Source organism: Microbispora sp. NBRC 16548 (assembly GCF_030268985.1).
Lineage (GTDB): Bacteria > Actinomycetota > Actinomycetes > Streptosporangiales > Streptosporangiaceae > Microbispora > Microbispora catharanthi.
Genome location: NZ_BSSF01000007.1, coordinates 330,218 through 349,864, shown reverse-complemented (window position 1 = coordinate 349,864; position 19,647 = coordinate 330,218). Strand labels below are relative to the sequence as shown.

20 protein-coding genes are annotated in these 19,647 nt (G+C 70.6%); 9 read left to right on the top strand and 11 right to left on the bottom strand.

Annotated elements, in window-relative coordinates; genetic code table 11:
- The first annotated feature begins 7 nt into the window (after window positions 1-7).
- From QSK36_RS21840 to QSK36_RS21830, 3 genes are all read left to right on the top strand, one after another.
- Window positions 8-376 (top strand): YybH family protein, encoded by a 369-nt coding sequence (locus QSK36_RS21840; protein WP_139577102.1) that lies wholly within the window; start codon window positions 8-10, stop codon window positions 374-376.
- A gap of 102 nt (window positions 377-478) precedes the next feature.
- Window positions 479-1,096, top strand: coding sequence for a VOC family protein (locus QSK36_RS21835; RefSeq protein WP_285783686.1), 618 nt, complete (start codon window positions 479-481; stop codon window positions 1,094-1,096).
- A complete protein-coding gene (locus QSK36_RS21830) occupies window positions 1,093-2,145 on the top strand; it encodes an alcohol dehydrogenase catalytic domain-containing protein (RefSeq protein ID WP_183540321.1) in 1,053 nt (350 codons plus the stop codon). Before QSK36_RS21835 ends, QSK36_RS21830 begins: the two co-directional genes overlap by 4 nt.
- Here QSK36_RS21830 and QSK36_RS21825 read toward each other — a convergent pair.
- Window positions 2,123-2,950, bottom strand: a complete 828-nt coding sequence (locus QSK36_RS21825; protein ID WP_285783685.1) for an oxidoreductase — start codon at window positions 2,948-2,950, stop codon at window positions 2,123-2,125. The two genes, QSK36_RS21830 and QSK36_RS21825, sit on opposite strands and share 23 nt — an antisense overlap.
- A gap of 99 nt (window positions 2,951-3,049) precedes the next feature.
- On the opposite strand from QSK36_RS21825, the gene QSK36_RS21820 reads away from it, so the two are divergent.
- Window positions 3,050-3,952 (top strand): LysR family transcriptional regulator, encoded by a 903-nt coding sequence (locus QSK36_RS21820; protein ID WP_285783684.1) that lies wholly within the window; start codon window positions 3,050-3,052, stop codon window positions 3,950-3,952.
- A gap of 4 nt (window positions 3,953-3,956) precedes the next feature.
- Here the strand turns inward: QSK36_RS21820 and QSK36_RS21815 are convergent, their stop codons facing one another.
- Window positions 3,957-4,610 carry an HAD family hydrolase gene (locus tag QSK36_RS21815; protein ID WP_285783683.1) on the bottom strand — a complete coding sequence of 218 codons (654 nt, stop codon included), beginning with the start codon at window positions 4,608-4,610 and terminating at the stop codon, window positions 3,957-3,959.
- A 203-nt stretch (window positions 4,611-4,813) separates the two neighbouring features.
- Between QSK36_RS21815 and QSK36_RS21810 the strand changes: the two genes are divergently transcribed.
- Window positions 4,814-5,605, top strand: coding sequence for a class II aldolase/adducin family protein (locus tag QSK36_RS21810; RefSeq protein ID WP_183540327.1), 792 nt, complete (start codon window positions 4,814-4,816; stop codon window positions 5,603-5,605).
- A gap of 69 nt (window positions 5,606-5,674) precedes the next feature.
- On the opposite strand, the gene QSK36_RS21805 is transcribed toward QSK36_RS21810, so the two are convergent.
- Genes QSK36_RS21805 through QSK36_RS21785 form a run of 5 tightly spaced genes read right to left on the bottom strand, consistent with a single transcriptional unit; the run spans window position 5,675 to window position 11,417 of the window.
- The gene (locus QSK36_RS21805; RefSeq protein ID WP_285783682.1) at window positions 5,675-7,081 is read right to left on the bottom strand and encodes a cellulose binding domain-containing protein; all 1,407 of its coding nucleotides are present in this window, start codon (window positions 7,079-7,081) and stop codon (window positions 5,675-5,677) included.
- A 35-nt stretch (window positions 7,082-7,116) separates the two neighbouring features.
- The gene (locus tag QSK36_RS21800) at window positions 7,117-8,388 is read right to left on the bottom strand and encodes a beta-N-acetylhexosaminidase (protein ID WP_183540331.1); all 1,272 of its coding nucleotides are present in this window, start codon (window positions 8,386-8,388) and stop codon (window positions 7,117-7,119) included.
- 5 nt (window positions 8,389-8,393) lie between these two features.
- Entirely contained in the window at window positions 8,394-9,212 is an 819-nt protein-coding gene (locus QSK36_RS21795) for a carbohydrate ABC transporter permease (protein WP_285783681.1), read from the bottom strand.
- A complete protein-coding gene (locus QSK36_RS21790) occupies window positions 9,209-10,156 on the bottom strand; it encodes a carbohydrate ABC transporter permease (protein ID WP_285783680.1) in 948 nt (315 codons plus the stop codon). The genes QSK36_RS21795 and QSK36_RS21790 overlap by 4 nt, the downstream gene beginning before the upstream one ends.
- 1 nt (window position 10,157) lies before the next feature.
- On the bottom strand, window positions 10,158-11,417 hold the full coding sequence (locus tag QSK36_RS21785; protein WP_285783679.1) for a sugar ABC transporter substrate-binding protein: 1,260 nt from the start codon (window positions 11,415-11,417) through the stop codon (window positions 10,158-10,160).
- Window positions 11,418-11,557: 140 nt separating this feature from the next.
- Between QSK36_RS21785 and QSK36_RS21780 the strand changes: the two genes are divergently transcribed.
- From QSK36_RS21780 to QSK36_RS21770, 3 genes are all read left to right on the top strand, one after another.
- A complete protein-coding gene (locus QSK36_RS21780) occupies window positions 11,558-12,286 on the top strand; it encodes a GntR family transcriptional regulator (RefSeq protein ID WP_183540340.1) in 729 nt (242 codons plus the stop codon).
- A 763-nt stretch (window positions 12,287-13,049) separates the two neighbouring features.
- On the top strand, window positions 13,050-13,784 hold the full coding sequence (locus QSK36_RS21775; protein ID WP_285783678.1) for a hypothetical protein: 735 nt from the start codon (window positions 13,050-13,052) through the stop codon (window positions 13,782-13,784).
- Window positions 13,785-13,862: 78 nt separating this feature from the next.
- Entirely contained in the window at window positions 13,863-14,387 is a 525-nt protein-coding gene (locus QSK36_RS21770) for a DinB family protein (RefSeq protein ID WP_285783677.1), read from the top strand.
- Between the two features lie 70 nt (window positions 14,388-14,457).
- Here QSK36_RS21770 and QSK36_RS21765 read toward each other — a convergent pair whose 3' ends face one another.
- Together QSK36_RS21765 and QSK36_RS21760 are read right to left on the bottom strand one after the other, a co-directional pair.
- Window positions 14,458-15,306, bottom strand: coding sequence for an endo alpha-1,4 polygalactosaminidase (locus tag QSK36_RS21765; protein ID WP_285783676.1), 849 nt, complete (start codon window positions 15,304-15,306; stop codon window positions 14,458-14,460).
- Window positions 15,307-15,518: 212 nt separating this feature from the next.
- Window positions 15,519-16,844 (bottom strand): ABC transporter substrate-binding protein, encoded by a 1,326-nt coding sequence (locus QSK36_RS21760; RefSeq protein ID WP_221264142.1) that lies wholly within the window; start codon window positions 16,842-16,844, stop codon window positions 15,519-15,521.
- 155 nt (window positions 16,845-16,999) lie between these two features.
- Between QSK36_RS21760 and QSK36_RS21755 the strand changes: the two genes are divergently transcribed.
- A complete protein-coding gene (locus tag QSK36_RS21755) occupies window positions 17,000-17,755 on the top strand; it encodes an RNA-guided endonuclease InsQ/TnpB family protein (RefSeq protein WP_285783675.1) in 756 nt (251 codons plus the stop codon).
- 19 nt (window positions 17,756-17,774) lie between these two features.
- On the opposite strand, the gene QSK36_RS21750 is transcribed toward QSK36_RS21755, so the two are convergent.
- Entirely contained in the window at window positions 17,775-18,695 is a 921-nt protein-coding gene (locus QSK36_RS21750) for a carbohydrate ABC transporter permease (protein WP_285783674.1), read from the bottom strand.
- Complete coding sequence (locus tag QSK36_RS21745; protein WP_285783673.1) at window positions 18,692-19,615, bottom strand: carbohydrate ABC transporter permease; 924 nt, start codon at window positions 19,613-19,615, stop codon at window positions 18,692-18,694. The genes QSK36_RS21750 and QSK36_RS21745 overlap by 4 nt, the downstream gene beginning before the upstream one ends.
- Between the last annotated feature and the right edge of the window lie 32 nt (window positions 19,616-19,647).

Sequence of the window (19,647 nt, the reverse complement as noted above, 5' to 3'; positions counted from 1 at the left end):
ACGCCTGATGACCAGCGACAAGGACAGGGAAACGATCCTCAGGGACGTCCTCGACCGGTGGAAGGCCGGCGTCGACGCCCACGAACCGCAGCAGATCGCCGCTCTGTTCACGGAGGACGCGATCTTCCAAGGGTTGCGCCCCTACACCGTCGGGAGGCCGGGTGTAGCCGCCTACTACGACTCCCAGCCGCCCGGACTGACGGCCGCGTACCGCATCCTGGAGACCGCGGCCCCCGCCGACGACCTCGTCCTCGGATACCTGGCCGTCGACTTCTCCTTCACCGACCGCCCCACCCTCGACGTCTGTCTCAGCGTGCTGGTGAAGCGGACGGAGGAGGGCTGGCGCATCGGCCACTACCAGGTCTCCCGCCTCTGAGCCCCGCCGCTCGTCCGGGACGGCCTGGCCGCCCCGGACGCCCGCCGCTCGGAGTCTCGTCGTTTCGACATTTCCTCACAACCAGCGCAGGAGGCGCAGGGCATGGACATGAAACTTGAGGTCGTCGTGGTGCCGGTCTCGGACGTCGACCGGGCCAAGGACTTCTACACGGCGCTGGGGTGGCGGCTGGACGCCGACATCGCCACCGGCGAGGGGTTCCGGGTGGTGCAGGTGACCCCGCCCGGCTCGCCGGCGTCGGTCATCTTCGGCACGTCGGTCACGTCCCAGGCGCCGGGCTCGGCCCAGGGCCTGCATCTGGTCGTCGACGACATCGAAGCCGCGTACGACGAGCTCAAGCGGCTCGGCGCCGACACGAGCGAGGTGTTCCACGACGCCGGTGGCATCTTCCACCACGCGGGCACCGACGCCCGAGTGCCCGGCCCGGATCCACAGCGCCGCAGCTACGGCTCGTTCCTGTCGTTCGGCGACCCGGACGGCAACGGCTGGGTGGTGCAGGAGGTCACCACCCGGCTCCCGGGACGGCTGGACCCGCCGGTCGCCACGTTCGTCTCGGCCCCGGACCTCGCGGCCGCGCTGCGCCGTGCCGCGGTCGCGCACGGCGAGCACGAGGCGCGCATCGGTGCCGAGGACCCCGGCTGGCCGGACTGGTACGCCGGCCACATGGTGCGCGAACAGGCCGGAACGGACCTGCCGGCATGAGCGCCTCCACCTACCGTGCCGTCACCGTCACCGGTCGGCGGCAGTTCGACCTGGTCGAACGCGAGCGGCACGAGCCGTCACCCGGGCACGTGCGGATCCGTGTCGAGGCCTGCGGCATCTGCCACACCGACGTGCTCGCCGTCGAAGGGCTGCGGCCCGACCCCTCGACGCCGATCGTGCCCGGCCACGAGATCATCGGCGTGATCGAGGCCCTCGGCGAGGGTGTCGGCCCGGCGTGGCAGATCGGCGAGCGCGTCGGCGTCGGCTTCCTCGGCGGCCAGGACAACGCCTGCGAGCCGTGCCGACGCGGAGACTTCGTCAACTGCTCCGATCAACCGCGTACGGGCACCGACGTCGACGGCGGCTACGCCGAGGTGACCTACGCACGGGCGACCGGCCTCGTGCGGATCCCGCCCGAGCTCGGCTCCCTGGCCGGTGCGCCCCTGCTGTGCGCGGGCCTGACCATGTACAAGGCGCTGCTGTCGGCGGCCCCGCGTCCCGGCGCGCTGGTTGCGGTGCAGGGACTCGGCGGCCTCGGCCACCTCGGCCTCCAGTACGCCCGGGCGCTGGGTCATCGGGTCGTCGCCATCGCGCGAGGCGGCGGGAAGGCCGCGCTGGCCGCCGAACTCGGCGCCGACGACTACATCGACAGCACGCGGACCGATCCCGGCGCCGCCCTGCAGCGGCTGGGCGGAGCGGCCGTCATCGTCGCCACCGCGGCCTCGGGTGCGTCGATGTCGCCACTGGTGCCGGGGCTCGGCCGGCGTGGGCAACTGGTCGTCGTCGGGGCCGCCCCCGATCCGATCCAGGTGGCGACGAGCGACCTCATCTTCGGTGAGCGCGTCGTGCGCGGCAGCCTGACGGGAACGGCGATCGACAACGAGGACAACCTGCGGTTCGCGCTCGACCGGGGCATCCGCTCCCACAACGAGGTGTTCCCGCTGAGCGAGGCGCCCAAGGCATACCAGCGCATGATCTCCGGCGACGCCCGCTTCCGCGTCGTCCTCGACCCCAGCGCCGGCGACTCTAGAGGCTCGTCGCCCGGCTGAGCTTCTCCCAGTCGTCCAGGTCCGCGCGGAGCGTCTCGTGGTGGGCGCGGATGGCGTCCACCGCGTCGTCGCCCAGGGCGAGCCGCAGCGGCGGCTCGTCGTGGGCGAGGACCTGGAGGATCGCCTGCGCGGCCTTGGCCGGGTCCCCCGGCTGGGCGCCGTCCATCTCGTCCACCGCGGCCCGGGTCGCGCCCGTGGACACCCGGTAGGCGTCGATGGGCTCCGAGCGGTGCATGCGGTGGCCGCCGAACTCGGTGCGGAACGCGCCCGGCTCCACGATCAGCACCCGTACGCCGAAGGGCGCGACCTCGGCGGCGAGCGCTTCCGACACTCCCTCCAGGGCGAACTTGGCGGCGCAGTAGGCGCCGAAGCCCGGCATGCTCAGCTGCCCGCCCATCGAGCTCATCTGCACGATCGTCCCGCCCCCCTGCCGGCGCAGATGCGGCAGGACGGCCTTGGTCACGGCCACCGCCCCGAAGAACATGACCTCCATCAGCGCGCGCAGGTCGGCCATGTCGAGCTCTTCGACGGCCCCCACCGACCCGTGGCCGGCGTTGTTCACCACCACGTCGATCCGGCCGAAGGCCGACAGGGTCTCGGCCACCGCGACGTCGATCGACGCGGCGTCGGTGACGTCCAGCCGTGCGACGCGCACGCGGTCGCCGCCCGTTTCGGCCAGGTCCGCCAGCGTCTCGGGGCGTCGCGCCGTCGCCATCACCCGGTCACCGGCGGCCAGAGCGGCCTCGGCCAGCTCCCGGCCGAAGCCCGCGGAGCATCCGGTGATCAACCACACCCGTCCGGTCATGGTCCCACTCCTCGTTCCCGTGATCAGTGCGACCACTCTCCCCCGAGCGAGCCCCGCGCGGCCAACACACGTTCCCTGCAGCGGTTACAGTCAGAGCCTGTGACCCCCGAGCTGCGTCATCTGCGGTATTTCGTCGCCGTGGCCGAGCATCTGAGCTTCACCGTCGCCGCACGGGAGCTGCACATCGCCCAGCAGTCGCTGTCGCAGCAGATCGCGGCGCTCGAACACGCCCTCGGCGCACGGCTGTTCGACCGCGACACCCGGGGCACGCGTCTGACCGAGGTCGGCCGCGTGTTCCTGCCCGAGGCGCGGGCCGTCCTGACTCGCGCGGATGCGGCCCTGGAGACCGCCAGAAAGGCGGTGCGCGGTGAGATCGGCCGGCTTCGGGTGGCCTTCCTCGTCTCCACCGCGAACTACATGATGCCGCCGGTCGTCCGCGCGTTCCGGGAGCGGTATCCGGACGTCGAGCTGCTCGCCGAGGCCGTCGGCATCGCCGACCTCGTGGCCGGCCTGCGCGAGGACCGGTACGACGCGGCGTTCACCCGGCCGCCGCTGGTCGACGACCTGGTGACCGCGGCGCTGGTCGCCGAGCCCGTCTGCGCGGTCCTGCCGGCGGGTCACCCGCTCGCCGGGCGGGCCGGGCTGCGGCTCGCCGATCTGGCCGGCGAGCCCTGGGTGCTCACCCCGCGCGGCTCGTGGGAGCCGTGGCACCGGAAGTACGACGAGGACTTCCGCGCGGCGGGCTTCGAGCCGCGGGTGGTGCAGCGGGCCGACGGCGTGCCGAGCCTGCTCGGCCTGGTCGCCGCCGGAGTCGGCGTCACCCGGCTCGCCCGGTCCGCGCACAGCCTCCGGCGCGCCGGAGTCGTCTTCGTGCCGCTCGCCGATGAACGCGCCGAGACCGTCATGGCCTGGCACCCCGCGCGCGACCGGCAGGCCGTACGGAACCTGCTCGGCGTGGCGGCGGACCTGGCCGCCTCGATCGACCTCACCGAGGCCGGCTGAGCGATCAGTCGCCGTTGTGCTTGCGGATCAGGGCGGGCAGCTCGGCCAGCGAGTCGACGTGGAACAGGCATGCCCGGGCCGCCGGCTCGTCTCGGAGGATGTGGCCCCAGGGACCCCGCCGGACGAGGGCGGTGCGCACCCCGGCCTTCTGCGCGGGCCGGATGTCGTTGTCGAGGCGGTCGCCCACGTAGAGGACGGACTCCGCCGGGCAGCCCGCCTCCGCCACCAGGCGGTCGAAGAAGGACGCGTCCGGCTTCTCCACGCCCCAGCCGTCGGAGGTGCCGATCACGTCCACGGGCAGGTCCAGGGCGCGCAGGATGGTCTCGGCGCGGGCGGTCTGGTTGCCGGCGAGGCCGACGCGCAGGCCCGTCTCCCGCAGCTCGGCCAGGCAGGGCCGGGCGTCGGGGTAGAGGTTCTCCTCGCCGAACGTCTCGGGCCTGCCTTCCCGGGCCCGGCGCTCTCGCTCCTTATGGAGGTCGAAACCCGGCCGGAAGTGCTGGAAGGTGTCCCGGTAGTCGCCGCCGCGCGCGATCACGGCGCCGAACACGGCGGAGAAGGTGTGCCGCGGGACGCCCAGCCAGTCGGCCCAGGTGCCGTACTCGCGGGTCTCGTCCACCAGGGTCTCTCCGACGTCGAAGAAGACCGCCTCCAGCCGCATCGGTACCTCCCGTCTCTCGCGCTGCATGCACCTTACGCGGTTTCGGCCGGCCTCCACTGCCCTGTTGGACCCGGCCTCTACTGCCCCAAGGGACAGGGCCGAACCCACCGAGAAAACCGAAGAGGATTCGGTTTCGGCATGGACAGGAGAGGGGTGCCGGAGACAGGCTGGACGGGTACGCCTCACGAGCCTTGGGAGCCGCGATGAGCCTGTCCGACCTGCAGCCCGTGCCCGCCGACCAGCTCGCCTTCCGGCTGCCGCCGACGTTCGACACCGTGGAGGAGGAGCGGCGCCACCGCAAGGAGCGGCTCGCGGCGGCGCTGCGCCTGTTCGGGAGGTTCGGCTTCGAGGAGGGGGTGGCCGGCCACATCACGGCCCGGGATCCGGAGCACACCGATCACTTCTGGGTGAACCCGTTCGGCATGTCGTTCAAGCAGATCAAGGTCAGCGACCTGATCCTGGTCAACCACGAGGGCCAGGTGGTGGAGGGCCGCTACCACGTCAACCAGGCGGCGTTCGCCATCCACTCGATGGTCCACCAGGCCAGGCCCGACGTGGTCGCGGCCGCCCACTCCCACTCGGTGTACGGCAAGGCCCTGTCGGCGCTGGGCACGCTGCTCGAGCCGCTGACGCAGGACGCGTGCGCGTTCTACGAGGACCACGCCCTGTTCGACGACTACACCGGGGTGGTCGTGGAGACCGAGGAGGGCCGCCGCATCGCGCAGGCGCTGGGCTCGCACAAGGCGGTGATCCTGCGCAACCACGGGCTGCTGACCGTGGGCGACAGCGTGGAGGCGGCGGCCTGGTGGTTCATCACGATGGAGCGCAGCTGCCAGGCGCAGCTCGCGGCCAAGGCCGCCGGGCCGACGGTGCCCATCTCGCACGAGAACGCCAAGCTCACCCACGGCCAGATCGGCAACGACGTCGTCGGCTGGATCAACTTCCAGCCCCTGCTGGACCAGATCCTCGCCTCCGACCCCGGCCTGCTGGATTGAGCCCTTCCGGACCAGGCACGGGGCCCGGGCCCGGCCGCCGCCGGGGCCCGGGCCGGACCGGCTGCAGAGCTACGGCATCGGCACCGTGTCCTTCCACGTGGTGCCCGCGCTCCGGAACGCGTTCACCCTGGAGGTGATCTCGGCCGGAGCCACGACCTCGTTCTTGCTGAAGTAGAACCAGTCGACCTGCTGGGTGTAGGCGCGCGGAGTGGCGCTGCCCAGCAGCCCGCCGCTGATGAACCAGAGGTTGAAGTTCACCGACTGCGGGGTCTCGGGGTAGTAGTCGCCGCCGTGCTCGGCGAACAGCGTGCCGTCGATGTAGTAACGGACCGTGCCTCCGGAGACCTGCAGCACGAGGTCGTGCCAGCCGGCGTAGCTCGCCGTCCGCTCGGTGTGCGTGTTGACCGCGAGCCAGGGCTCGTTGCGGTAGGTCTCCCAGGTGGTCGTGTACATGATCGGGCCCTGCGCGCCCCAGCCGCCGTTCGGCAGATACTCGAAGTCCTGCTCGCTGTAGTCCGGGTCGAGGTCGTACGCCAGGGGCGTGATGGTGAAGAACGTCTCCACGATGTTGTCGCCGTCCGGGCCGCTGTCGGGGGCGTCGGCGAACTTCACCCGCGCGGCGTACGTGCCCTCGAAGAACTTGCGCTGGTGCAGGAACTCGGCCTGCGAGGTGCCCCCGGCGGTGCCGTCGGTTGCCGCCCGCAGTTGCAGGGCCCTGTTGCTCCCGCTGACGACGGGGAAGCCGACGTTGGACGCCGGCCAGCTCGCCCCGGGGACGCCGGGGCCGCCGCTGTTGGTCCGCACGGTCCAGTTGTGCGCGGTGATCTGCGGGTCGGACGAGGAGGCGTAGGCGAAGTCGTCGAAGACGACCCCGCTGCCGCCGCCGGGCCCGCCCGGCGAAGGCGAGGTGGAGGGCGACGGGGACGGCGAGGGATCGGTCCCGCCCGCGGGCGGGGCGCCCCAGACCAGCGTGCCGCCCTGGTAGACCGCGACCTTGTCCCAGTCGCCGTACGTCGTCCGCGTGGGGCCGAAGGAGTAGTCGTCGCTCTGCCGGATCGTCTGCCAGTCGGACCGGTAGAAGCGCAGTTGCATGTCGCCGGTCGAGGCGCCGGCCGCCAGGCTGCCGGAGGTGAAGCCGACCTCCAGGTAGCGGTCGGCCGCAGCCGTGCCCGAGATCGTCTGGAAGGTGCCGGTGACGGTCGAGCAGGAGACGACCGCCCACGAGCAGGCGAAGCGGTACTGCTGCGCCAGCGAGTCGGCTGTGAAGTAGTAGCGGATCTTCACGGTGTTCAGCGGCACCGCCGTGGTCCCGCTGTTGACCAGGTCGAACCACGGCTCCACCTGGTCGGCGGTGGCGCCGGTGGCGCTGGTCTTGTACCGCAGGCGCAGCGACTGGGCCGCCTGTGCGGGCAGGGCCACCGCGAGCGCGGCCAGCAGGACGGCCACGAGGCCGCCCCATAAGAGCTTTCGTGACACCGCAGTCTTCCTTTCGTGGGGGGTGGGTCGCGGAGTCAGGGGATGACCGGCCCCGGCCGGACACCCAGGGACTCCAGGTGGGGGGTGAGCCTGTGGAGGAACTCGGGGTAGTCCCCCGCCGTGCCCCACGCCACCTCGGCGAAGGCGCACAGCCGGGGGAAGGCCATCGCCTCGACGTGCTCGGGCGTGGGCATGTACTCGGTCCAGAGCTGGCACTGCACGCCGAGGATCCGGCCGGTGGCGCCCTCCGGGGCCGGGGGCGGCGTGAACCCGTAGACGTCGGCGAGGGAGAGCATCCGGCCGTGCGGCCCCGGGGCGTCGGCGGGATAGTCGAAGTAGGTGCTGGTGTGCGGGGCCAGCACGACGTCGAACCCCTCGATCGCCGCACGCGGGCCGCTCTCGTGGTCGAGCCACGTCATCGCCGTCACGCCGGGAGCGCCTCCGGGCCCGTCGTACCAGTGGATCGGGCGCCGGCCGCGGGAGGTCACGTGGGCGCCGACGGTGGCGGTGAACCACGCCCGGGCCGCGTCCGGGCCCGTCAGTCCGAGCTGGGCGATCCGCCGCAGCGCCGCCTCGCTGTGCTCCCACTCGTCCGGCGGGCACTCGTCGCCGCCGAGGTGGACGTACTCGCCGGGGAACAGGTCCATGACCTCGTCGAGCACGTCCCTGCAGAAGCCGACGGCGGTCTCCTCCAGGTTGAACACGTGCGGGCTGATGCCCCAGGAGTCCCGCACCGGCAGGCGGCGCGACGGCTGGTTGCCGAGCCAGGGATAGGCGGCGATGGCCGCCTGGGCGTGCCCCGGCATCTCGATCTCCGGCACGATCGCGACGAACCGGTCGGCGGCGTAGGACACGATCTCCCTGATGTCCTCCTGGGTGTAGTGCTCCCCGCTGACCTCGGTGAGCCGGGGATAGCGCTTGATCTGCAGCCGCCAGCCCTGGTCGTCGGTCAGGTGCAGGTGCAGCCGGTTGAGCCGATGGACCGCGAGCAGGTCGATCAGCCGCAGCACGAAGTCCTTCGGCATGAAGTGCCGCGCGACGTCGAGCATCACCCCGCGCCAGGAGTGCGCGGGCCGGTCGGTGATCCGGCACAGCGGCGCCTCGGGGCCGAGCGCCGCCAGGGTGCGCAGGCCGTAGAAGCGCCCGGCGGGTCCGCCGGCGGCGAGTTCGGCGCCGTCGGGGGTGACGTCGATCCGATACCCCTCCTCCCCGAGCCGGGGATCGTCGGGCGCGTGCCGTACGAGGCCGTCGTGGAGCGTGACGGTTCCCCCGAGCACGGCCACCTCGCGGGGCCGCGGAATCATCATGTGGGTCATCCCTTCACCGCGCCCGCGATCATCCCGGAGGACACGCGGCGCTGGAGCACGAGGAAGACGAGCAGGACGGGGAGCATGAACAACGTGGCGGCGGCCATGGTGGCGCCCCAGTCGGTGCCGAAGACGTTGCCGAACCCGGACAGCCAGATCGGCAGCGTACGGTCGCCCTGATCCTTGATCATGAGGGCGTTGGCGAAGGCGAACTCGTTCCAGGCCGTGATGAAGCCGAACAGCGAGGTGGACATCAGGCCCGGAGCGAGCAGCGGCAGCACCACCCGGCGGAACGCCTCGGCCCGGCCGCACCCGTCCATCAGTGCGGCCTCCTCCAGCTCGGGCGGGACCGCCGCGATGAAGCCGCGCAGCGTCACGATCGTGAACGGCAGCGTCGTGACGAAGTACACGAGCGTCAGCGTCGGCAGCCGGTCGAGCATGTCCGCGTCGCGGGCGATGATGTAGACCGGCACGAGCAGCGCAGACCAGGGGGCGGTCTGGGCGACGAAGACCATCAGGACGAACCCGCGCCGCCCCGGCCAGCGCAGCCGGGCCACGGCGAAGGCGGCCGGCAGCGCCACGACCAGTGCGAGCAGCACCGCGCTGGCGGTGACGGCCAGGCTGTTGCGCCAGAACGTCCAGAACCCCGCGGCCCTCACGGCCGTGGCGAAGTGGTCGAGGGTCGGCCGGGCGGGCCAGAACGCCGGGGTCTCGGTGAGGATGTCCACCGTCGGCTTGAACGCGGTGATCACCATCCAGTAGACGGGGAACACCGACACCGCCAGCACGCCCGACGCGGCCAGATTCAGCGCGGCCCTCTTCACGCTCCCTCCTCCCGGAACATGCGGCGCAGATGGACGACCAGCACCGCGAGCAGCATCAGCACGGTGAGCGTGGAGACGGCCGACCCCAGGTCGTACCGGTGCAGCGACTGCGCGATCTGGAACGCGTAGACCGGCAGCGTGGCCGTGGCGCCTCCGGGGCCGCCCTTGCTGATCGCCCAGATCTGCGCGAAGCAGGTGAAGACCCAGATCACCTCCAGCGACGTGATCAGGCCGAACAGCGGGCGCAGGATGGGGAACGTGACCCGGCCGAAGACCTGCCAGGGCCCGGCCCCGTCGATTCTGGCCGCCTCGTACAGCTCGCCGGGGATGGTCGTGAGCCCCGCGTAGAGGGTGAGCGCCGCGAACGGCACCGACTGCCAGACGACAAGCGCGACCAGGATCGCGAACGTCGCCCCGCCGTCGGCGAACCACGTGTAGTCGCGGAAGGAGTCGAAGCCGAGGCGGACCAGCAGCCAGTTGACCACCCCCAGGCGCGACTGGAAGAGCCACTGGAAGATCGTGGTCGCGGCGAGCACCGGTGTGGCCCAGGTGAGCACCATCCCGCTCATGACCGCCAGCCGCATCCGCCGCCCGAGGTGCGGCAGCATCAGCGCGACGGCCGTGGCGATCACCATGATCAGCACGACGTTGGCGGCGGTCCACAGGAAGGTCCGCCGCACGACCGCCCAGAACTCCGGGCCACCGAGGGCCTCGGCGTAGTTGGCGAGCCCGGCGAAGTCCGCTCCGCCCCTGATCAGCTCGCCCAGCCGGAAGTGCTGGAAGGAGATCACGATGCTGCGGGCCAGCGGATAGACGAGCAGGCACGCGAAGGCGGCCACCGCCGGGCCCACCAGCAGGTAGGGCCAGAGCGCGCCCTTTCTGCGGGGTCCCGCCTCGATCATGGGAGCAGGTCGGGCCGCCGTACGGGCGAGGGTGCGCGCCATGTCAGGACTTGGTGTTGAGGATCGTGGTGATCACCTCGGAGGCCGCCTTCGCCTCGGTGGCCGCGTCGCCGCCGGTGAGCACCTTGGTCATGTACTCCTTGATGACGTTCCTGGCCTCCACGGCCGCCCAGTTGGGCGAGTTGGGCGTGGCGTGCCCGACCGCGGCCCCCGCCGCCATCGCCGCGGTGGCCTCGTCGCCGCTCAGCACTCCGGCGTACGAGGTGCGGTTGGGCACGTAGCTCATCTCCTTGGCCATGTCGAGCTGGAACTTCTCCCCGGCCAGGGCCTTGACCACCTCGTACGCCTCGTCGGGGTGGGCGGACGCCTCGGGGATGATCAGGTCGGACCCTCCGGTGAAGACGGCGCCCGGCTTGTCCGCCGCCTTGCCGGGGATCGGGAAGAAGCCCAGCTTGCCCTTGAGATCCGGGTTGGCCTTCTCGATCGCGGCCGCGCCGCCGGGAGCGGAGACGATCTGCGCGACGTCGCCCTTGCCGAACACGTCGGCCTGCGGCGGCCTGGCCTCGTCGGAGTCCTTGGGCCCCTTGCCGAGCGCCTGGAGGCGCTGGTAGAACGCCATCCCGGCGAGCGCCTGCGGCGTGTCGAGCACGCCCTTCCAGCGGTCGCCCTCCTTGACGGCGAGGTCGCCGCCCTCGTCCCAGACGAACCCCGCGAGCGTGTACCAGTTCTGGCCGGGCAGGTAGATGCCCTGCACGCCGCCCTTGTTCAGCTTCGTGGTGACGTCGATCCACTCGTCGCGGGTCTTCGGCGGGGTGGTGACGCCGGCCTTGGCGAACAGGTCCTTGTTGTAGACGACCACCCGGTTGGCGGCGTACCAGGGAACGCCGTACTGCCTGCCGTCGATCTTCCCCGGCTCGGCCAGGCCGGGCAGCCAGTCGGAGCCGCCCAGGTCGGCGACCTCGCCGGTGAGGTCCCTGACCCCGCCGCTCGCGGCGTACTCGGCGACCTGGGTGTTGCCGACCTCGATGACGTCGGGGGCGTCCTTGCTGGCGAGCGCGCTGGTGACCTTCTGCCCGATGCCGTCCCATTCCTGGATCTGGACGTTCAGGGTGATCCCGGGATGCGACCGCTGGAAGTCGTCCGTGAACCGCTTCACGATCGCGTCCGACAGGCTGTCGCGCATGAACCACACGGTCAGCGTGGTCGTGCCGGTCTTTCCGGACGTCCCGGGCTCGGACGCCGAACCGCAACCGGCGAGTGCGAGGCTGAACGCGGCCGCCGCGGCGAGGAGGCGTAACCTCATCGGTCCTCCCAGTGGTCAGTTATTGGTAAACCGTTGAAAGGAGAGTGGTCTTAACCAGTCGGGCTGTCAAGGGGCGAAATTTCGGATATTCACAGGCACGACAATGGGAGGAGTGGTCAACTACTGGTAAGGTCGAGGACGTGCAGAGACTTCCAGCGGGCCTCAAGCGCGACCGAGTCAGAGACGTCCTGCTCGACCTGATCGCCGACAAGGAGCCCGGCACCGCCATCCCCTCGGAACGCGACCTGTCCCGGGAGCTCGGCGTCTCCCGCCCGACCCTCCGCGCGGCGATCGACGGGCTCGTACGGCAGGGCATGCTCGTGCGGGAGCACGGGCGGGGGACGTTCACCGGCCGCCGGAAGGTCACCCAGCCGCTCGCGGCCGGTGACGACTCCTTCCACGCCCCCGCCGCCGAGGGAAACTGGCTCAGCCGCATCCTCGAGTTCGACTCGGCCCCGGCCACCGCCCGGCTCGCGCACCGCCTGCAGGTCTCCCCCGCCGACCCGGTCCTGCGCGTCGTACGGCTCCGCCTGGTGGACGACGAGCCGATGGCGATCGAGCGCATCCACCTGCCGCACCGTCTAGTCGAGTCCCTGAGCCCCGACGACATGGTGTCCGGCTCGTTCTACCGGTTCCTGCGCACGAGGTTCGGCATCGACGTCCGCCGCGCCACACAGAGCATCGAGCCGACCGTCACCGACGAGACCGAGGCCGAACTGCTCGGCGTCCCCCAGCACGCCCCCGCCCTGCTCATCGAACGCACGGCCCGCGAGGCAGGCGGGCGGGTCGTGGAGTTCACCCGGTCCATCTACCGCGGCGACCGCTACCGCATCACCTCAGAGCTCCACTTCGACGACACCTCCGGCTGACCCGGCATGGTCGTCACGGAGAGTGCGCGAGATAATCGAAAACGGTGATCGGCGGGCCTCTGATCGGCCAGACTGGACGCCGCACAACCCCCCAGAAAAGGCGATGGGGAGAGGCCCTTCCGGGCGACTCCCCTGCCTAAGTCCTCCTGAGAGTACTTCCCTCGACGGGTCTTGTGCAACCAGTAACGCCGCGATCACTCAGCCGAAGGGGTAACTCGCCGATGGGAGCCGTCACCGGCAGGTCTGACACAAGCACCCTGGTCACCGCACGGGTGCTAGAACTGCTGGAATCCTGGCGCCCCTGGCATCGCCGACTTTGGGACGTGGGTACCGTCCTCGCCTTACGCGAGGCGGTGGAGGCGGCCGACTGGGTGGGACGCCACGTCCTCTCGCAGGCCTCGCTCGCTTGGTACGCACGGGAGTCGCTGCTGCCGAGGCTCAGGACCGACAGCGCATTGGGCGACGGGCAGATCCGCCGGCATCTTCATCAGGTGTGCGCCAGACCGATCAAGCCGGGTGCCCGCAGCCAACGCACGCTGGCGCTCCTGTCCGACCTTGTCGCCGACGGCTATCTCAGGCGTTGGCAAGCGATCCTCGCCGGCGGTTCCGTGCATGTGGAACGTTCCTCCCGCTGTATAGCCGCTTACCTGCTGGACGAGGGTTTCCACCAGGATTTCCTCCGGCGCGAGGTCAAGTCACGGCTCGACGGATCGACCGACTCGGTCGATCTGATCGATCTCCTCATCGAGCTGGAGCGGTCACCGTGCTGTCGCTGGAACGCGTCGGCGTGCTCTACGACCTGCCCGACACCGGGGCCCATGGGCTGCGCATCGACGACGCGCTCGAACTCGCCGCGCCGCTCACCGAGAGTTCCCCGAGCACCGCCGTGGCGGGAGCCTGGGCCGCAATCGAATCGCTGCTCTTCTGCGACACCGACGACGCGGACCGCGAGGAAGGGCGGGCGGTGGCCGCCGATCGGGCCGCCGCCCTGGTGACGGCGGGCTGGCCGCGCGCCGAGTTGACCGCGCTGAGCTACGACGCCCGAATCCGTGAGGAAGATCCGCGCCTGTGCCGCGACCTCGACGCGGTCGGCGGGAACAACCGCGAACGGGCGCGGCGGATGGTCCGGTGGCTGGCCGCGGAGCCGGTCGTGCGTGTCGACGACCCCGTGACCACGGCCGCCCTCGGGCGGATGCGCGAGCTGGTCGCCGCGCCGTCCGTGACCCTCGGCCGCGTGGAGCGCTATCTGCGCGGCTGCTTCCGGCGCCTCTACCGCCAGCGCAACATCGTGCTGCACGGCGGTTCGACGCGTTCGGTCGCGCTGCCGTCGACCGTACGGACGGCCGGGCCGCTCGTCGGCGCCGCACTGGACCGGCTCGCGCACGGCCACGCGGTCTCGGGCATCGCTCCGCTCGACATGGCCGGCCGCGCGGAGTTGGCCCTGCGAGTGGTCGATGACGTCGACGGCTGGGGGCTGCACGAGCTGCTCGACGTCTAGTCCCGCCGAAGTTCGGGTTCGCTGAGAGCGTGGGCGGGGGCTCTTGCCGGGGCTCTGCGCGCTCCGTACGGTCCGGACATGGCCACTCTTCCTTCGACCGAGCCGGCACTGGCGGTGGTGCGGGCCGCCACAGGCGACGAACGGCAGGTCCTGGAGGCGTTCCTCGACTTCCTCCGCGCGATGGTCGTCCGCAAGGCCCAGGGGCTGTCCGAGCAGGACGTGCGCCGGCGTCACGTGCCGTCGGCGACGACGCTGGCCGGACTGGTCGGGCACCTGACCGTGGTGGAGCGGAACTGGTTCGAGCGGGTGCTGGCCCAGGACCCGGCCATGGCGCCTCCTTCGGAGGAGGACGCCGACGGGAGCTTCGCGGTCGGCGACGACGACACCATCGAAGCCCTGATCGCGGCCTACGAGCAGGCCTGCACCCGGTCGCGGAGCATCGCCGCACGGTTCCCGCTCGATCACGAGGTGCCACACGAGCAGGTCGGCGCCGTCTCGTTGCGCTGGATCTACATCCACATGATCGAGGAGACCGCGCGGCACGCCGGGCACGCGGACATCCTCAGGGAGCTCACCGACGGCGCCACCGGAGCCGTCGTCTGATCGCGCCGCGTCACGCACGCGACGCCGGGCCCCCGTGCGGGAGCCCGGCGTCCTCACCGCCGGTGGGCGGTCAGCGGCAGGCGACGCGGTAGGCGTCGAGGTCGAGGCGCTTCTTCAGGGAGTTGAAGTTCTGCGCGTTGGCCTTGGCGCAGAACTTCGAGGTGGCGAGGTTGTACTCCACGTTGAAGACGGCCTTGCCCGCCTTGACGAACTGGTCGAGGCCGTAGTCGCCGTTCTGCGCGGTGGTGCACTCGCCGAACTCCCAGCACTGCTCGTTCAACGCCCAGTCGAAGTACGGCAGGAGCTGGGGGATCTGCTCGTTGTCGTTCTTCAGGCCGGCCGACAGCCCGCGGGCGTGGGCCTCGTTCGCGAGCCAGGCGTTGTAGCGGAGCTGGTCGTCCGCGGTGAGCGGGAACCCGGTCTTGTTGGTGTAGCCGTCGACGTTGTCGAACTCCACGGCGTCGAAGCCCTTGGACCTGCACATGTCGAGCCGCGCCCGCATGATCTGGCCGAGCGTGCCGCCGTACTGCCGGATGTCGAGCCAGCGCTCGCCCGCCCAGCCGTCGAGGGCCTTGCCGAGGACGGAGGCGGGGAAGGAGCCGGCGTCGGGCCGCCAGTCCTCGTAGGACCCGGCGCTGATGTAGCAGACGACCTTGCGGCCGGTCTTGGTGGCGTGCAGCCGCTGGACGGTCGCCGCCGTGGCGTTGAAGCCGTCGATGTCGTACATCGCGACGTCCAGGAACGGCTCCGCGGGCACCGAGCTGAGTTGCCACTGCCAGCTCGTGTTCAGCGCGGGATGCCAGCAGCCGGCGCACGAGACGGGTGCGGGCAGGGCCGCCGCCGCGTTCGCGGCGGCCGAGGCGCCGAGGAACGCCGTGGAGGTGGCGAGCATCGCCACCAGGTATCGGAGAATGCGCATGTTCTTCCTCGCAGTGAGATCGGCGGGGCGCATGCGTGCTGTTCCGCACTCTCCGCACCGCCTCGCCCCCGGGGGATGCGACGGTGTGGAGTGGCGTGGCCCAGGGAGGTCGGCAGGGCGCACGCCAGCACGGGGAAGGGAACCTCCTCTCGGGTGCTCGGTGTGCTCCGGAAGGCGCGATCAGCCGCCGGAGAGCTCAGCCACCGGAGAACTCAGCCACCGGAGAACAGGGCGTTGACCTTCTGGTTGGCCGCGGTCAGCGCGGTGCGCGCGTCCTTCTGGCCGAGCCAGACCTCCTCCATCGCGGTGGAGACGATCTGGTTGATCTCGTCGCCGTGGTCGCTGACGGGCAGCAGGAACGTCCCGCCGGGCGCCTTGGCCTCGTCGACGAACATCTGCACGTCGCGCCCCGCCGCCTTGTGGGCCTTGAGCGCCCGCTCCACCGAGGAGGTGATGGCGGGGAAGACCACCGCGTCGTCGGCGACGATGTCCTGGCAGGCCGTGGAGCCGAGGAACTTCACCCACTTCCAGGCGGCGTCCTTGTGCTCGGTGCCCGCGTAGATGACGTCGGCGAGGCCGTTGAAGGCGGACTTGCGGCCCTGCGGCCCGGTCGGCAGCGGCGCGAAGGCGAACTTCTGCGACTTCGAGTCGAGGTACGTCCTGATCATCCAGGAGCCGGTGATGCCGAGCGCGCCCTTGCCCGCGTTCAGCATCGTGTCCGGGCCCAGCGAGCTCGTCTTGTCGTACGGTGTGGCGTACCCCTTGTCGGCCAGGCGCCTGAACCAGTCGGCGGTCTCGGCGAGCTTGGGGCTGTCGTAGAAGTAGCGGGTGCCGAACGGGTTCTTGTCGATGAACGTGAAGCCGTTGGAGACCGCCAGGTCGCCCCAGCCGTTCTGGCCCTGCGAGCCGTCGTTCAGCTCGGGCACGATGCCGTGCACGGCGACCTTGGTCTTGTCGAAGCCGGGCTCGTCGCCGCGCTTGCCGTTCGCGTCCACGGTCAGGTGGGCGATGGCCTTCTCGAAGGTGCCGCCGTCGGCGGGGTTCCAGGTCAGGCCGGACATGTCCACGCCCGCCTTCTTCGCCATGTCCACGTTGTAGACGATCGCGATCGTGTCCCAGTCCTTGGGCAGGCCGTACCGCTTGCCGTCCTTCACCCAGAGGTCGGCCAGGCCGGGCCAGTACTGCCCCAGGTCGATCCTGTCGGCCGTCACCATCGGCTGGATGTCCAGGAGCTGGCCGTTCGCGACGAACTGGGGATAGTACGACGCCTGCATCGTGATCACGTCGGGGGCGCCGCCGGAGACCATCTGGGTGGTGAGGTTCTGCCAGTACTGGTCCCACGCGCTCTGCGAGATCTTGATGGTGATGTCCGGGTTGGCCTTGTGGAACGCGTCGGCGCATTGCTGGTAGGCGCCCTGCTGGACGTCGTCCCACAGCGCGTACGTGAGCGTGACGCCGCCGGCGTCAGCCGGGCCGCCGCCCCCGCCGCAGGCCGCCGTCAGGAGCAGGGCGGTCACCGCCATGAATGCCTTCTTCACCGGATCCTCCAAAGGAAGCCCGGTCCTTCAGGGCCGGGAGGAATCCGGACCCCGCAAGGGGTGGCCCGGCGAAGCCGGGACAGCCCAGAGCGCCAAGCGCTCATGATTTGCTCCTTTCGCTGACCGCCTAGGCAAAGGGCTTGTAAAATCCGAACATGCGTACGGCCTACAAGGTGCGGGTCTATCCCACCGCCGAGCAAGCCGCGGTGTTGAATCGCACGTTCGGCTGCGTACGCCTGGTCTGGAACAGGGTCCTGGCGTGGCGGCAGGCCCGCTACCGTGCCGAGTGCATGAGGACCTCTTATGCGCAGACCGACCGGTATCTGACCGAGTTGAAACGCGACGGGGACCATGACTTCCTGTACGAGGTCTCCAGCGTCCCGTTGCAGCAGGCGTTGCGGCACCAGCACACGGCGTTCGTGAACTTCTTCGCCGGGCGCGCCAAATACCCGCGGTTCAAGCCCCGGCACGGCCGCCAGTCGGCCACCTACACACGGTCGGCGTTCCGCTGGCGCGACGGGCGACTGTTTCTCGCGAAGATGGGCGACCCGATCGCGTTCGTCTGGTCCTGGCCGGAGGTCGGCCCTGCCTCGATCGACCCGGCCACGGTGACCATCTCCCGACGTGCCGGGCGGCGCCTGGTCGTGATCGACCGCTGGTTTCCCAGCTCGAAGACGTGCAGCGCGTGCGGGCACCTGCTCGCCGCGCTGTCCCTGTCCACCCGGCACTGGACGTGCCCGGACTGCGGCACCCGGCACGACCGGGACGTCAACGCCGCCAAGAACATCCTGGCCGCTGGTCGAGCGGTGCCTGCCTGTGGAGCTGACGTGAGTCCGCAAGGGTCCTCCCTTCGGCGGTCGGCGGTGAAACAGGAAGCCCAGCCCGCGAGGGCGGGAATCCCGGTCCTTTAGGGCCGGGAGGAAGTCAACGTCAACCCTTTATGCCGGAGAACTGGATGGAGTCCACGAGGCGGCGGCCGAAGAAGACCACCAGCAGCAGGACGGGGACGACCGACAGGGCGGAGCCCGCCATCAGGCCGGTCCAGTCGGGCGAGGTGTTGGGCGACTGCTTGAGGAAGATGCCGAGCGCGGCGGTGAGCACGCGGGTGTCCTCGCCCGGCGCCACGAGCAGCGGCCACAGGTAGTCGTTCCAGGTCCACACCGCGGTCGTCAGCGCCAGCGTGAACAGCGGCCCCTTGGTCATGGGCAGCACCACCCGCCAGAAGATCGTCCAAGGCCCGGCTCCGTCGATGAACGCCGCCTGCTCGACGTCACGCGGGATGCCGAGGAAGAACTGGCGCAGGAAGAACACCGCGAACGGCGTCATGAGCAGGCTGGGGGCGACCAGGCCCTGGTAGGTGTTGAGCCACCCGAGCTGCTTCACGAGGGCGAAGTTGGGCAGCAGGGTGAAGATCGGGGGCACCATCAGCGCGGCGACGAACACGTTGAACAGGGCGTCCCTGCCGCGGAAGCGCAGCCGCGCGAACGCATACCCGGCCATGGCACAGAAGATCGTCTGCGCGCAGGTGATCAGGCCGGTGTAGACGACGGAGTTGCGCAGGTAGAGGAAGAAGCTGAGGTTCGCCCCCGACCCGCCGGCCGCGCGGGCCTCGTCCCGGCTCACCAGGCCGAGCACGCGCTCGAAGTTGATCAGCGTGGGATGCCGGGGCAGCAGCCCGGCGTTGTCCGACGGCAGTTCCGGGCCGGGGGTGATCGCGGTCCGCAGCATCCACCACAGCGGGAAGAGCGAGATCCCGAGAGCGAGGATCAGGCAGATCCAGGCCGGCAGACGGCGCAGCCTCCGGCGGCCCACGCTCACCGACGCGCTCGTACTCACCACCGGCGCGCTCACGCGAGGTCCGAGCGCGAGGCGCGCAGGAGGCGCATCTGGACGAAGGTCAGCAGGCCGAGGATGAGCACCAGGCTCAGCGCCAGCGCCGAGGCGTATCCCATCTTGAAGTGGGTGAACGCCTCCTCGTAGATGTAGAAGTAGACGACACGGGTGGCGTCCACCGGTCCCCCCTTCGTGGTCACCGCGACGGTGTCGAACAGCTGGAACGAGTCGATCAGCGAGACCACCAGGACGAACGCCAGGATGGGGCGGAGCAGCGGCAGGGTGATGCGGAAGAACTGGCGCACCTCGCCGGTGCCGTCGAGCGCCGCCGCCTCGTAGATCTGCCGCGGCACCAGCAGCATCCCGGCGTACAGCAGCAGCGTGGTGTATCCCGTGGCGCCCCAGGCGTTGATCGCCGCCACGCTCGGCATCGCCAGCCCGGGCGAGGTCAGGAAGCCCTGGTTGTCCAGGCCGAGGCTGACCAGCAGGTGGTTGAAGAAGCCGAGGTTGGCGTCGAGCAGCCACATCCACAGCAGTGCCGAGGTCACGTTGGGCACCAGCCAGGGCACGACCAGCAGCGAGCGGAGCACGAGCGACCGGGTGAGGCGATGCATCAGGGCGGCCAGGCCGAGGCCCACGACGATCTGCATCCCGACGGTGAGCACCACGTAGTAGGCGGTGACCTTCAGCGAGTTCCAGAACAGCGGGTCCCCGACGAGCTCGGCGTAGTTGTCCAGGCCGACGAACCCGGGCTCGGACAGCAGGTTCCAGTCCGTCAGGGAGTACCAGGCTCCGCGTACGGCCGGATAGACGTAGAAGGCGGCGAACCCGATGAGCACGGGCGCCAGGAAGGCCAGCGCCACCCTGCCGTCCCCGCGTCTGCGGCGGGGCAGGGCGGCGCCGGCGGTCTCCGCTTTCGTGAGGGTCGCGGTCGTCATCGTCGCGGCATCTCCAGACCTCCTGAGACCAC